The following is a 15,306-nucleotide window of genomic DNA, read 5'->3' as shown; positions in this document are numbered from 1 at the left end:
TAGTTAATTAAATTCTACTTTTTTTTTTTTTTTTGCAAGCATTTCTAAAATTTTTTTCATTCTAGCCGAAAAAAATCAAAAAATCGCTTGTTTTCTACAAAAAACAGGAAATAACGTTTAAATTAGCATATTAATTTTTGCCGCTTTAAAAAAGGTGTGACAAAATGAAACAATAAAAATTTACAGTTGAAAACTAAGAGCTTATAATGCAAAAATAGCTGAAAAAATAAGGATTTTTTTAAACATTTCATATTTGTGCAATTCTTATATTTCTATGTTAAAATTATTATAATTATTTAGATTTTTTGGGGGAAAATTATGAAACAATTTATTTTAGTAAAGAAAGTTAGTTCTAGTTTAGTTTTCCTATCATTATCACCAATAGTTATTATCGCGGCTTGTAAAAGTGAAGTTGATAAAAAACCTACTACTTCTAAGATTGATGAAACTAAAAATGATCCTAAGATTGATACTTCTAAGAGTGAAGATTCTAAAAAAGATCCTAAAAATGAAGGTAAAATTGACGCCGATAATCAAGAACAAGTTATTCCAGGGCAAGAAAATAATTCAAATCTAGAAAACACAGAACAAATTATTAATGTTTCTTCAATTTTTGAGGATAGAACCTTTTTAGAAAACAAGCAAGCTGAAATTGATAGTGTTTCTTTAAAAATAAGTGGATCAAAAATTGAATTTAAAAATATAAATTCTGCAAATTTATACCATTTTAACAGTCAAGGTAAATATGTAAAACTACTTTCAGTTGATAATTTAGATTCTGATTTAACAAACTATAAAATCAAATTAGATTCAGAAGATTTGCAAAAAAATGTCTGATTGAGTGTAAAAGCTGTTGAAAATGAAGGCGATTATTACAAATTTGTTGGTGAATTTAGCCAAAATTTCATAAATATTTTAAATAACGGTACTGTTAGTTCTACTTTTGATATTTACATTCCTAAAACTAAAAATCAATTAGGTGCAATCACGACTTTTGAACAATTAATTAGTAAAATTCGTGCAAATCCCTCTGGACATTTTAAATTAGCAAATGATATTTCTGCAGAAAGCACAGAAATAGGCCACAATTCTACATCATATTTAGAAAATGTTTATTTTTCTGGAAGTCTAGAAAGTATTGAAGGCAAAAATTTTACTATTTACGATTTAGAAAAGCCACTTTTTGACAATTTAAATAATGCCACAATCCAAAATATTAATTTTAAAGATCTCAAAGTTAAGTCAATAAATAATTCCCAATTTGCAGTTGGGGCAATTGCAAATTCTTCATCGGGTTCAACGGTTAATAACGTTCATCTTTTTGGCGATGTTAAAGGACCAAAAATAGTAGGCGGAATTGTCGGTGTGCTAGATAATAATTCTATTATTAAAAACTCAAGTTTTCATGGAAATATTTATTCTTACCAATCTGCCGGCGGTCTTAGTGGAATAATAACAAGAGGAAGTTTAATCGAGAATTCTTATGGAAATATAAACATCACCTCTAAATTAATAAATTCTGATAAAATTGGCGGAATTGTTGCTGAATTAGGTGAAAATTCATCATTAAAAAACATTGTAATTGAAGGAAATGTTTTAAATAGTGGCCTTGATGAATTTGCTAATTCTGGCGGATTAATTGGTTTGGCGTCCACAAACGGAACTCAAGACTCTCCTGATACTGGAAAGGTTGAAAATATTTATGCAAAGATAAATTTTTTTAATGCAAAGCCAATTTTTGGTAACTTTCATAAGTCAAGTTTTTTTGACTATGAAAAGTCGTTTAAAAATATAAACTTTGTTAATAATGCTGATAATGAAAGTTTTGATTGACTCAAAATAATTGATGAAAATACTTTTGATGAAAAAGCAAAAAAATGGAAAAATTTAAATAATGAAAATATTAAGTTAAAAACTTTAAATTTTTCCTATTTAAAAGGATATCAGCCTGATTTTAGCAATGCTTATGCAAATTTTGCAAAACTTTTGCCATTTTATGATCGTTATACAATTATGAATTATGCACATAAAGTGGCTAAAAATTCTAACCTTTACAGTAAAAATTTGCTTGGATTTGAATTTTATGAAAATGAAAATTTAGTTAAAAATCTTTCCCATGAAAAATCAAAAGTAAACAAACTAAGAGTTTATTTTGGCGATGGCCAAAAAGAAGATTACAAAATAGACAGTTTTAGCCAAAACACTGACGGAATCATTGACTTTTCTTTTGAAGATAACAGTGTTAAATTGATTGTTCATCCAAATATTTTGATATCTGATAAGAAAAATCAATTAGTTTCTGGTTTAATAAGTCTTTTAAAAAATACTGATTTATCTGATAATTCAATTTTTGATACTCAAAATAATTTTGTTGATAGCAGTCCGATAAAAGAACAACTTTTTATTGACCAAAATGAGACTGAAGTTAAAAAAGATTTGGAAGGCATAATTGATTCAATCTCAAATAATATTGATATTTTTGATCTAAATGACACTAAATTTACTGAATTTTATAAAAAAGATTTAGAAAAAGAAAAAAATTCTATTTATATTGGTCTAAATTATTTGTACCGTTGATACTCAATTTCGGATATTAAAGATAAATTATTGTACTCTTTAGGAATTTATGGAAAATCAAACGATAGTCTATCTTTGTTAAAAGACATCGGGAAATTGGACTTTATTAATCTAAAAGCTAATAAAACTGCAAATGGTTATCATGATGCTTTTTCAAAATATTTAAAACCAAAATCAGTTGCCGATTTTATTGAATATAACTATAATTTATTTAAGGAAAAAGACCAAACACCCGACAAATATTTTGAATCACTGACAAGTGCATATATAACAAAAGTTGAGAGCAAATCAAATACATCAGTAAATAAGCCAATGATTGAAAGATTTAAACAAGAAGATCAAGCTAATAAACTTTTACCACTTTTAACTGTAAAAAACGAAAATGCTCTTTGATTTATTTTTACAACAAATAGCAATATTTCAGGATTATTTTCCAAATATGGTTATTCAAACGAAGTATTAAAGACGCAAGTCAATGAATTTGCCCAGTCAGCTCAGGGTTACTATGATGTTTTATACCGAATTTTAAATGAAAAATCGAAAAAAACTATGGAAAATTATATAGTTGATGTTTATGATAGTTTTGCTTCAAAAAATGACCCTGGTGTGAAAGCTTATTCTTTACCTCTTGATCATTGATTATCATTAGGAAATAAGAATTATGCCGCTTTTGTTCCTGAAGGAAATAAAAAACTTATGTATTTTGATGGCACAAAAATATTAACAAAAAACGCAAAATCGGTATTTTCACACGAAAGTACTCATACTTTTGATAACGATATTTTGCTCGATGGGTATGGAAAAAGATTTGGTCATCGTGCTGAATCTTTTGCCAAAGGAATGTTTCAGGCGCCTTTTAACGGTAATAATGGAGATTTAGCCTTTAATTTTATTGAAAAATACGAAGGGCAACTAGTCCGTAATTCAAGTCCAGAAAGATTTAGTAATTTAGCTGATTTGGAAAAATACTATAAAAATTTGTTTGATTTAATTTATGTTTTAGACTTAGCACAAGCTGAGGCAATAATTGCCAAAAAGTCAAGCACTAGTGATTATAGAAAAATCCAACTTGGAAGTGGCGGTTTTGCAAAAAATGATACTTTATCTAGAGTTGGAAGTTCTGAATTAAATTCGATAAATTCAATTGATGACTTAGTTGACAAAAATATTGTTGGCGAGGGCGTTGGTGGGAAAGGAACATCATTTGGACATAATAATTACTATACAGTAAATTTCTTTAGACCATATTTTGGAATACTTGAAAATAAAGAAGGAGTCTCTGGTGGTCTCAATTTTAGAAGGGTTGCTTTTGAACTTCTTGCCGAAAAAGGTTATTATGGTGGAATGATTCTATATATTTCTGCCAAATCAAATAAACAAACTAATGTGCCAGAAGGACTTGTCAAAGGTAGTGATACTCACGTTTTAAAAATGATTTTCGGCGATAAATACAAATCTTTTAGTGATTTTAAAAAAGATATGTATAAACAAAGAAAAGATAAACTCAATAAATTAAAGCCATTTAGTTTTGATTTTAGTAGTAAAAAGTACGAAATAAAATCTTTTGAAGACTTAAAAAAAGTTTTTATTGAAAATTCTGAGTTAATAAATACAATAAGAGTTATTATTCATGTTGAAATGTATAAGCAAACTAATGAGTACCGCAACTCAATATTTGATGAATAATTAGAAGTGTTAAACTAAAAGTGATTTATTTTAAATAAATTAGTGAATAAATGCTTTTTCGGAGTTTCCCAGTTTGATTAGATAATCTTAAAAAGTGTCTGGTTTTAGGCTAAGTTAGTACACTAATTTCAGACTTATTCGAAAAAAGGTGTGACAAATTTAAGAATAAAAATTTACAGTTAAAACAAATTCAAATACATCAAAATTTCCATATTTGCACAATTCCTATATATCTATGCTACAATTATTTATAATTATTTAGATTTTTTGGGGAAAATTATGAAGCAATTTATTTTACTAAAGAAGGTTAGTTCTAGTTTAGTTTTCCTATCATTATCATCAATAGTAATTATCACGGCTTGTAAAAGCGAAGTGGATAAAAAACCTAATACTTCTAAGATTGACGAAGCTAAAAATGATCCTAAGATTGATACTTCTAAGGGTGATGAAGCTAAAAAAGATCCTAAAAATGAAACTAAAAAAGATACTTCTAAGAGTGAAGATCCTAAAAATGATCCTAAAAAAGACACGGATAATCAAGAACCAATTATTCCAAGGCAAGAAAATAATTCAAATCTAGAAAACACAGAACAAAATATTAATGTTTCTTCTATTTTTGAGGATAAAACCTTTTTAGAAAACAAGCAAGCTGAAATTGATAGTGTTTCTTTAAAAATAACTGGTTCAAAAATTGAATTTAAAAATATAAATTCTGCAAATTTATATCATTTTAACAGTCAAGGCAAATATGTAAAGCTACTTTCAGTTGGTGAATTAGACTCTGATTTAAAAAACTATAAAATCAAATTAGATTCAGAAGATTTGCAAAAAAATGTCTGATTGAATGTAAAAGCTGTTGAAAATGAAGGCGACTATTATAAATTTATTGGTGAATTTAGCCAAAATTTCATAAATATTTTAAATAATGGTACTGTTAGTTCTACTTTTGATATTTATATTCCTAAAACCAAAAATGAATTAGGTGCAATCACAACTTTTGAACAATTAATTAGTCAAATTCGCGCAAATCCCTCGGGAAATTTTAAATTAGCAAATGATATTTCTGCAGAAAGCACAGAAATAGGCCGCAATTCTACATCATATTTAGAAAATGTTTATTTTTCTGGAAGTCTAGAAAGTATTGAAGGCAAAAATTTTACTATTTATGATTTAGAAAAACCGCTTTTTGACAATTTAAATAATGCAACAATCCAAAATATTAATTTTAAAAATCTCAAAGTCAAGTCAATAAATAATTCACAATTTGCAGTTGGGGCAATTGCAAATTCTTCATCGGGTTCAACGGTTAATAACGTTCATCTTTTTGGCGATGTTAAAGGTCCAAAAATCGTAGGCGGAATTATCGGCGTGCTCGATAATAATTCTATTATTAAAAACTCAAGTTTTCATGGAAATATTTATTCTTCCCAATCCGCAGGCGGTCTTAGCGGAATAATAACAAGAGGAAGTTCAATTGAGAATTCTTATGCAAATATAAACATCACCTCTAAATTAATAAATTCTGATAAAATCGGCGGAATTGTTGGTGAGCTAGGTCAAAATTCGTCATTAAAAAACATTGTAATTGAAGGAAATGTTTTAAATAATGGGCCTGATGAATTTGCTAATTCTGGAGGACTAATTGGTTTGGTTTCCACAAACGGAACCCAAGACTCTCCTGATACTGGAAGAGTTGAAAATATTTATGCAAAGATAAATTTTTTTAATGCAAAGCCGATTTTTGGTAACTTTTATAAATCAAGTTTTTTTGACTATGAAAAGTCGTTTAAAAATATAAACTTTGCTAACAATTCTGATAATGAAAGTTTTGATTGACTCAAAATAATTGATGAAAATACTTTTAATGAGATAGCAAAAAAATGGAAAAATTTAAATAATGAAAATATTAAGCTAAAAACTTTAAATTTTTCCTATTTAAAAGGATATCAGTCTGATTTTAGTATTGCTTATGCAAATTTTGCAAAACTTCTGCCATTTTATGATCGTTATACAATTATGACTTATGCACATAAAGTGGGTAAAAACTCTAACCTTTACAGTAAAAAATTACTTGGTTTTGAATTTTATGAAAATCAAAATTTAGTAAAAAATCTTGCCCGTGAAAAAGAAAAAATAAACAAACTAAGAATTTATTTTGGTGATGGCCAAATAGAAGATTACAAAATAGACAGTTTTAAGCAAAATGATAGCGGAATCATTGACTTTTCTTTTAAAAATAACGGGATTGAATTTATTGTTCATCCAAATATTTTGATATCTGAGAAGAAAAATCAATTAGTTTCTGGTTTAATAAATCTTTTAAAAAATACTGATTTATCTGATAATTCAATTTTTGATACTCAAAATAATTTTGTTGACAACAGTCCGATAAAAGAACAGCTTTTTATTGACCAACACGAGACTGAAGTTAAAAAAGATCTTGGAAACATAATTGATTCAATCTCAAATAATATTGATATTTTTGATCTAGATGATACTAAATTTACTGAATTTTATAAAAAAGATTTAGAAAAAGAGAAAAATTCTATCTATATTGGTTTAAATTATTTGTACCGTTGATACTCAATTTCGGATTTTAAAGATAAATTATTGTTCTCACTAGGAATTTACGGAAAATCAAATGATAGTCTATCTTTGTTAAAAGACATTGGAAAATTGGACTTTATTAATCTAAAAGCTAACAAAACTGCAAATGCTTATCATGATGCTTTTTCAAAATATTTAAAACCAAAATCAGTTGGCGATTTTATTGAATATAACTATAATTTATTTAAGCAAAAAGACCAAACACCTGACAAATATTTTGATTCACTGACAAAAGCTTATATTACAAAAGTCGAAAGTAAATCCGATACATCAGTAAATAAGCCAATGATCGAAAGATTCAAACAAGAAGAACAAGCTAATAAACTTTTGCCACTTTTGACTGTAAAAGACCAAAATACTCTTTGATTCATTTTTACAACAAATAGCAATATTTCGGGATTATTTTCCAAATATTTTTCTTCAAGTGAATCATTAAAACCACAAATCAGAGAATTTGCTGAGGCGGCTCAAGGTTACTATGATGTTTTATACCGAATTTTAAATGAAAAATCAAAAAAAACTATGCAAAATCATATAGTTGATGTTTATGATACTTTTGGTCCAAAAAATGAACCTGGCGTTAAAGCTTATTCTTTGCCTGTTGGTCATTGATTATCATTAAGAGATAAGAATTATGCTGCTTTTGTTCCGGGTGAAAATAAAAAACTTATGTATTTTGATGGCACAAAAATATTAACAAAATACGCAAAATCGATATTTTCACATGAAAGTACTCATACTTTTGATAATGATATTTTGCTTGACGGATATGGAAAACGATTTGGTCATCGGGCTGAATCCTTTGCGCGAGGAATGTTTCAGGCACCTTACAGTGACGAACCTGGAGATTTAGCCTTTAATTTTATCGAAAAATACGAAGGTGGTCAGCAACTAGTCCGTAATTCCAGTCCAGAAAGATTTAGTAATTTAGCTGATTTGGAAAAATACTATAAAAATCTTTTTGACATAATTTATCTTTTAGATTTATCAGAAGCTGAGGCAATAATTGCAAAAAAGCCATCAGACACTAGTGATTATAGAAAAATCGAACTCGGAGGTGACGGTTTTACAAAAAATGATATTTTATCTAGAGTTGGAAGTTCTGAATTTAATTCGATAAATTCAATTGAAGATTTAGTTGACAAAAATATAGTTGGTGCGAATGTTGGAGGAGACTGGGTTACATCATTTGGACATAATGATTACTATACAGTAAATTTCTTTAGACCATATTTTGGAATACTTGAAAATACAGAAGGTGTTTCAGGTGGACTCAATTTTAGAAGGGTTGCTTTTGAACTTCTTGCCGAAAAAGGTTATTATGGCGGGATGATTCCTTATATTTCTGCCAAATCAAATAAACAAACTGATGTGCCAGAAGGAGTTGTCAAAGGTAGTGATTCTCATGTTTTAAAAATGATTTTTGGTGATAAATACAAATCATTTAGTGATTTTAAAAAAGATATGTATAAACAAAGAAAGGATAAACTCAATAAATTAAAGCCATTTAGTTTTGATTTTAATAGTAAAAAGTACGAAATAAAATCTTTTGACGACTTAAAAACAGTTTTTATTGATAATTTTGATCGAATAAATACAATAAGAGTTGATATTCATGTTGAAATGTATAAGCAAACTGATGAGTATCGTCAATCAATATTTAATGAATAATTAGAAATATTAAAGTAAAAGTGATTTATTTTAAATTTGCAATGCAAATTAAAATATTTTTAATAAATTAGTCCCGAGTTTCACAGTTTGATGAGATAATTTTAAAAAAGTCTCTGATTTTTCGTGCTTTTTTAACTTAAAAAGCAAAATTATGAAATTTTTAAACACTGCTTTTTTTAGTTTAAAACAGAGGGAAAAACCATCAAAAAATACAACTACTATTTAAACTCAATGCAAATAGAAAACTCGTTTTTATTTGCAGCGAGCCTAAAAAAACATATGAAGTTTTGAAAGAACAATAAACAAAAGCCCTAAATTTATAGATTTCTAAACGGTTAAATTTAAGGCATACCATCATATTTGAAAATACAATGGAAAAGTCACATTTTCAGATTTTTTTATGACAAAAACATAATCAAGTCCTCCTTAATTCAATATCAATATTTATTAATTCATTCTTAGTGAAATTTATTATAACACAATTTTATTTTTGACCAAACATTTTTTTTTTTTTTTGCAAAGGATTAAATTTAAAATAATCAAAATTAAGGTTTTTACATCAAAAATACCCGTAAATCCGGGAATAACTTATTTAACGCTCCAAAACGCATCTATAAAATGAAAAAGGCAGGTAAGAAATTGAGTCATAATTAAAAAACAGTTAGAAATTATTTTCCCTAATCGATTAAATAATGTAAAATTAGATTAGATTTCTATTTGAAAAATCCATAATAAATCTAAAACACAAAATTATGAACACTCCCTCATTAGGTTATTTTATGGCTAACATTGGACTGTATTCTGTTTGTAGAAAGAATATTGTCGAAAATGCAATGCAAAAATTGTAATTGGAGATATTATATGAATATTTTATATGATAAAAAGAAGAAAGAATACAAATTAGGAAATAGAAAATTCACAAAAGACGAATTTGTAGAATATATAGAGAATGATATGTTGGAAGCAACCCATTCAAACGAAGACATATCTTTAGAAATGGATAAACAGAGCCAAGATAAAGAAAACAAAAAAGATATGGAAGATGTGTTTTGCACTTCATATAATAGTTTAATTCCTAGAAATCGTATTATCTTTGGCGCACCGGGTACAGGTAAAAGTTATACTCTAAATAATGACTTGCAACAGCTTTTAGGAGAAAATAATGAAGATCAATATGAGAGAGTGACTTTTCATCCAGACTATTTATATGCAAACTTTGTTGGCACATATAAGCCTGTAATGGTTGATGATTCTTTCGAAAATCTTACAGTTACTGATAAATATATTCTTTCTGTATTAACAGACAGAACTAAGTCAGCTCAAGAAAAGTATGATTTATTGTATGATAAATTTAAGGGTCGCCAACTTACTAGATTACCGGTATTGTTAGGGTTATACACAGATGGAGAATTTACTACCAGAAAACAAGATGGTACTCCTGCCGTTGATAATACTGTAGGACGAGGTACTGGAAAAGCTATTAGACAATATGTAAACTTATATAAACCAGAATCTAGAAAAAAAGATATTTCATACCAATACGTTCCTGGTCCATTTATGAGAGTTCTTGTTAAAGCCTTAAAAAATGCAATGACCGATAATCCTAGACCTTTTGTATTGTTAATAGAAGAAATTAATCGAGCAAATGTTGCTGCAGTATTTGGCGATATTTTTCAACTATTGGATAGAGATAGTGATGGTGTAAGTGAATATAAAATTGCAACCACTAATGACATGAGAAGATATTTATCAGAACAACTAGGAGTGCAAGAATCAAAACTTGAGTCTATAAAGATACCAAATAATATGTTTATATGGGGCTACTATGAACACTGCTGATCAAGGTGTATTTCCAATGGATACTGCATTTAAAAGAAGATGGGATTTCACATATCTAGGAATTGATGACAATGATCATGCTCTACATGGAAAATATGTTATGCTTTCTGATAATAAGACACAAAAAGTTGAATGGAACAAATTGAGAAAAGCTATTAATAAATTCCTTGCTGATTGTAAAATAAACGAAGATAAACAATTAGGACCATATTTTCTTTCTAAAGATATTATAATTCCTGAGCAAGGAGATGAAATTAATAGAGAAAAATTTATTAGTGCATTTAAAAATAAAGTGATTATGTACTTATTTGAGGATGCGGCCAAACAAAAACGATCAAAACTATTTCAAGGGTGCTCTAAAGATAGCACGAGATATTCTCAAATTTGCAAAGAATTTGAACAAAAAGGTGTTGAAATATTCAACCGTGATATTGTATCAAGTTGCGATATTGAAGATGTCGGGCCTAAAAATGACAACTCAGATAATTAGGGGAGGCTTTTTCTATGATCTCCGAATTTGTAAGGGAACAAATACGTTATACTCAAAAGGAACTTTATAGCATTTTGAAATGCAATGAAGATGAAGCTCTTATATTGATTAGAAAATTAAAAGAATATGGTGTCTTAAAAGCGGTAAAAGCTTCTGATAAACAAAAGAACATGAATGAACTACTAGATGAAGATATAGAGATATCTAATGTTGAAGTGGGCAATAATGAATATTTTTATGTATTTACTTTTGTTGGAGTTATTGTTATAGCAGGTAGAGTGCTTAAGTGTTATCCAAAGTATCTATTAAGCAATAAGAATCCTACTAATGAGTTAAAACAAATAATAAAAGTTCTTGAAAAATACAATTCTTCGCAACAGATTATAAAAACGTTTAATGATAGCAGTGAAAGTAGTTCATTTAATCTTTTGGCAGTAATCTTGTTTTTATTAAATGATTATTATGAAAATGGAATTTACAACAGTACAGAAGAAATTGTTGAATTCAATGGAACAGGAGAAATTTTATGGGATAAAACTATAAATGAATCATTTGCAATTTTATCAAATGAAAAACCATATTATATGGAATTACACACTCGTAAAAGAGTTGCCAATGACTTTGATTATTTTACTCGGCTTCATCAATGCATACTAACAAAGATTTCTAAAGAGTTAAAGAAAGCCACTCTTCTTGATTTATTTGAAATCACAGAAGTAGATTTATCTGATGAGAAATTAGATGATTTTGGCGATGAAGATTATATTTTATATAGAATTGAAAAAGAACTAGGTCTGCAGTATAACACGAGAAAACAATTACTTTTAATGACCATATATTCTTATATAGACAAAAAAGGCAGTCTTGATGATATTGATTGCTTAACTTTGTTTGGAACTAATAATTTTAATTTGGTTTGGGAAAAGATTTGTGCAGACATTATGAACAATCAATTGGAAAATAGTTTGGGTGCTTTGAATCTTCCAGTGCTTTTAAAAGATGGTTATGATAAAAAGAAAAAATTAATAGATTTAATTGAAAAGCCTTTATGGACTATTACAGGCAAAGAGGCGAAAAATACTTTAATACCAGATTTAGTATCCATCTTTCAAAATGATGGTAATTATGAATTTATTATATTTGACGCAAAGTATTATAACGCACATTTGGAATACGGAATTACACCAAGCCGACAGCCAGGAATAGAATCAATTACAAAACAATATTTATATCAATTAGCTTATCAAAAATTTATAAATGATCATGAGTTTTCAGCAGTTAAGAATTGTTTTCTTCTACCTTCAGAAAATGATTCTATCGAAAATAAAGGTGAAGTAAAACTTGAAATGATGGAAAATATTGGCCTACAAAATGTTCAAGTAAGATTTATTCCTGCAGTAATGGCTTATGATCTATATCTGACAGAAAGAAAAATGGATTTTAATCTTCTAAATCTATAAAAATATGTTAGCAAACTGTAAAATTTAAATGTGTTATGCAAGCACTTTTGCTTGCATTTTGCTTGATTGTAAATTTAAGTGAACACAAAATAAGGTAAAAATAATTGCTTGACCAGAATTAAATTAGTAGAAAAATCTCAAACAATTAGTTTTTTACCTATGATTTTGATTACACCACTTTTGTTAATTTTTTCTAGCTCGCTCATTTTAAAAGATTTGGGCAAATAATTTACCTCATATAAAAACTTGGTCTTTTATATGATAAACAACTTTGAAGTCTTTTATTGTTATGCCAATCATTATTTAATGAACAATTAGAAGTATTAAACTAAAAGTGATTTATTTTAGATTTGCAATGCAAGTTAAAATATTTTTAACCTTTTTATTATAATGATCAATTATCTCATTAAGAATTATTTTCATAATGAGAAATGTAAATTTCTCTATGAAGTAAAAATCAATTTCGTTTTGGCTGTCGACTGGAAGAGTTATTAATTCCTCGCTAACTCTTTTTCAGGTGGATTTATTATCCCAGGAATATTTCTGAAAAACCTTATTTAAACTTCCAAGAAAAAACAGGTAAAATTGCTTTTTATTATTTATTTCATATTTAAATTTAAAAGCATAAGAATCTTGTAATATTGTAAAGGGTTTTGGTTGGAAAAATACCTTTCCATTTCCATTTGCAGTTGCTGAAAATACATTTTGCAAAATAGTTGCACCTTTAGGGCTAATATATCTTCCTAGTTGATTATTTGTCGAAATTGCAGTTGTTGCCGGTAAATCACCAGGGCCATTTGTGATAACATTTTTTGTTTTTATTTGTTCAAAAATGTCTTTAATTCTAAATTCTTTCCAGATTGTATTTAGGTATAAATTCTCTATTTCCGCTTGAAAAGCGGCTCTCTCTCTCTCTCTCTCTTTGTGTGTGTCTTGTTTGTAATTAAAATTATTCTGAGTAAATCCTGTTGCGATTAAATAGGCTTCAAGTTCTGCTAAGTGAGTAGCTTCAAGATCTGCTAAGTGGGCAGATTCAAGTTCTTTGATAAATTTTTCTATAAAATCAAAATTAATTTGGTTTTGATGATCAATTGGCAGAAGGAATTTAGTTTCTAAAATACTTTCTTTTGAGGAATTTATTCCCCAACTTAATTCTGCGATGGCTTTTTGAATCGCAATTGAGATAAACATTAATGATTTTTGTTTAATTGTATTTTTTCCTTTGTATTTTAAAACTTTAACATTGTTGCCGGTGAAATATTTTTGTTTTTGAAAAAAACTAAGAAAAGTATCTTGCGCAAAACTAATCGTGTTTGCAGGATTTAAGAATTTTAAATTTTCGTGAATATATCCTTTAATTCCGTTATTTTTACTTTGTCTTACAACATAAGGATAAGTGTTTGGAATCTGTGTATCATAGATTTTAACCTTATTAGCATGAATGACTTTATTTGAGCTTGAAACATCAAAAATATCTTTAATTCTAAATTCTCCCCACTGAACTGCTTGTAATTTTTCAATTAGTGGGGCATATACTTTTTTATTTGGTCTTGTTTTTTAGCTCCAATTTCGGTATCTTTTATAATTTGACTAACTTCTCAAGCTAGAAAATCAGCAATTGAATTTTTAAAATCACTGATTTCTGGTTTTAAATCAATTTTCCTTGTCTTATTCCAGTCACCGCCGTTTAAAGGATCAATCACATCTTCAAAATAACTGTTTGCATCTAATAAATTGAGTTTATGCTTCCCGATATGAACTAAATCAACGACTTCTTGATAACGTTCAGTCGCATTATCACTATCAACTAAATTAATCGCTGCTTTTTTTCTATTTGTTCTTTTATATCCGTCATTGCTAAAATCAATAAACTTAACTGGTAACTCTTTATTATGACTTTGTCCTACTTGAAATACATAAATATGTGTCTGCACACTTGATTTACCTAAAAATAAATCAAGCGGCATTTTAATACTTGCCAGTAGCGTATTGTTTTTAAGAATTTTTTTATTAAAATCTTTCGCTTTACCAGAACCTGCCGAAGATTGAATAATGATAGCAGCATAACCATTTGTCATCATTGAAAGGGCTTTTTCAACAAAAACCATACCATTTCCAGGTGCAGAATAAGGGGGATTTAAAACAAAAGCATTTGCTGGAAATTTTTCCTTATTATCAAATTCTCTTAACGAATCTTTATGTAATAAATTGGTGGAACCATCACCCATAAGTATCATATTTAATATTGCAAGCATATGGATTTTTGGCAAAATTTCGATCCCCAATAATTGCTCTGTTTTAATTTTGATTTTTTTTGCTTCTAATTTCTTTGGTGATTTTAATTTTGCTTCTGCATCGGCAATCATTTCATTCATCGCCGCAACTAAAAGCCCTCCTGATCCGGTAGCAAAATCTCAAACATATGAATCTTGGTTAATTCGCGCTAATTTTGCAAGCAATTTTGCGACATATGGTGGTGTTAAAACAACATCATTATCTTTGTCCTCGCTATAACCAAGTCAAGAATACATTTCGTTAAAAAGTTTTCCGGCAAAGTCAATTTCTAAACCGTTTTTGAAAAAATATCCAATATCATCAACAACTTTTCCAAAAATTCTTTTGATTCTTGACTCACCGTTTTCAGGGGCATTTAGCCTTTCGTCTTTCAGGATTGGTGATAAAATCTCAATTAATGTTTCTTGTTTTTTATCGGGAATTTCTTTGCTTTCTAAAAAATTAGAAATTTTATTCAAAATTTTGTCACCATCGCGGTTACGTTTTTCTTTTGATGATTTAAGTTCGGATTTATTAAGTGGGGCAACTTTATAAGGAATTCCTAAACTTGCAATTATACTAGCTACAATTAAATATAGTTTTGTATCAGGTTCGATATTATTTTCATTTTTGTAAATATCATTATTAAGTTTTTTAAGTGCACCTATCATTTCGTCTTCTGATCTTTGCCTTAATTTATCT

7 protein-coding genes and 1 pseudogene are annotated in these 15,306 nt (G+C 28.0%); 6 read left to right on the top strand and 2 right to left on the bottom strand.

All coding sequences use genetic code 4. The annotated features are described in order from the left end of the window. Positions 1-318 precede the first annotated feature (318 nt). The 6 genes and pseudogenes from V3255_RS01515 (at position 319) to V3255_RS01495 (ending at position 12,330) form a co-directional block, all read left to right on the top strand. Positions 319-4,263: a ZmpA/ZmpB/ZmpC family metallo-endopeptidase gene (locus V3255_RS01515; RefSeq protein WP_333503908.1), complete on the top strand. Its 3,945-nt coding sequence runs from the start codon at positions 319-321 to the stop codon at positions 4,261-4,263. 279 nt (positions 4,264-4,542) lie between these two features. Beyond that, positions 4,543-8,541 (top strand): ZmpA/ZmpB/ZmpC family metallo-endopeptidase, encoded by a 3,999-nt coding sequence (locus tag V3255_RS01510; protein WP_341516293.1) that lies wholly within the window; start codon positions 4,543-4,545, stop codon positions 8,539-8,541. Positions 8,542-9,055: 514 nt separating this feature from the next. After that, a pseudogene (locus V3255_RS03980) lies at positions 9,056-9,250 on the top strand (IS256 family transposase); the annotation flags it as partial. Positions 9,251-9,402: 152 nt separating this feature from the next. Continuing rightward, entirely contained in the window at positions 9,403-10,413 is a 1,011-nt protein-coding gene (locus V3255_RS01505) for a hypothetical protein (protein ID WP_337902940.1), read from the top strand. Further along, the gene (locus V3255_RS01500; protein ID WP_337898777.1) at positions 10,367-10,870 is read left to right on the top strand and encodes a hypothetical protein; all 504 of its coding nucleotides are present in this window, start codon (positions 10,367-10,369) and stop codon (positions 10,868-10,870) included. Before V3255_RS01505 ends, V3255_RS01500 begins: the two co-directional genes overlap by 47 nt. Before the next feature lie 14 nt (positions 10,871-10,884). Then, positions 10,885-12,330: an LlaJI family restriction endonuclease gene (locus tag V3255_RS01495; RefSeq protein WP_337898778.1), complete on the top strand. Its 1,446-nt coding sequence runs from the start codon at positions 10,885-10,887 to the stop codon at positions 12,328-12,330. A gap of 339 nt (positions 12,331-12,669) precedes the next feature. On the opposite strand, the gene V3255_RS01490 is transcribed toward V3255_RS01495, so the two are convergent. Next, positions 12,670-13,773, bottom strand: a complete 1,104-nt coding sequence (locus V3255_RS01490; protein WP_341490846.1) for a restriction endonuclease subunit S — start codon at positions 13,771-13,773, stop codon at positions 12,670-12,672. Between the two features lie 77 nt (positions 13,774-13,850). Beyond that, positions 13,851-15,275 carry an HsdM family class I SAM-dependent methyltransferase gene (locus V3255_RS01485; protein ID WP_341516292.1) on the bottom strand — a complete coding sequence of 475 codons (1,425 nt, stop codon included), beginning with the start codon at positions 15,273-15,275 and terminating at the stop codon, positions 13,851-13,853. Between the last annotated feature and the right edge of the window lie 31 nt (positions 15,276-15,306).

The sequence above is a fragment of the Mesomycoplasma ovipneumoniae genome, from assembly GCF_038095975.1.
In the GTDB taxonomy this organism is placed as follows: Bacteria; Bacillota_I; Bacilli_A; order Mycoplasmatales; family Metamycoplasmataceae; genus Mesomycoplasma; species Mesomycoplasma ovipneumoniae_C.
The sequence above is the reverse complement of the archived record's forward strand: the minus strand, read 5'-3'. Positions and strand labels throughout refer to the sequence as shown.